The sequence below is a fragment of the Microbacterium sp. 18062 genome (assembly GCF_902706225.1).
Classification (GTDB): Bacteria; Actinomycetota; Actinomycetes; order Actinomycetales; family Microbacteriaceae; genus Microbacterium.
On the sequence record NZ_CACSKB010000242.1, the window covers coordinates 1 to 490 of the forward strand.

Annotated in this window: 1 protein-coding gene; it reads left to right on the plus strand. The window is 39.0% G+C overall.

From position 1 onward, the window contains the following. Positions 1 to 40 precede the first annotated feature (40 nt). Positions 41 to 490: site-specific integrase (locus GVL03_RS19580; protein WP_235038267.1), on the plus strand; the 450-nt coding region annotated here is incomplete at its 3' end.

The following is a 490-nucleotide window of genomic DNA, read 5'->3' on the forward strand; positions in this document are numbered from 1 at the left end:
AGGATCTTGGAAACGGAACAACGCTACCACTTTCCACGAAGTGGCCCAACTTTGGTTTGAACAATATGAAAATACCGTCAGAGCATCTACGTTTCTGACGACAAAAAACTGTTACTTCAAACAAATTGAACCCTTCTTGGGTCATATCAAAATCGACAAAATAACCGTCTTGATTTGTCAAAAATTGGTGAACCATCTATCTCAGTTCCGTTCCTACGGTTCATACATCAGCCTTGTTAATCGAATTTTTAAGTTTGCTGTTAACATTAGCCTCTTAGATAACAACCCAATGGACAAGACAATTCGAGCCCGTTGTAGTTACCGCCCTAAAACAGATGATTTTGAAAATTACTACGACAAAGCGGAACTCAATAAATTCCTGGATATTGTCAAGAAACATAAAAAACCAAGAGATTTGGTCATGTATCGCATTCTTGCTTATGGCGGTTTACGCATAGGCGAACTGCTTGCCTTAGATGACAGTGATTTC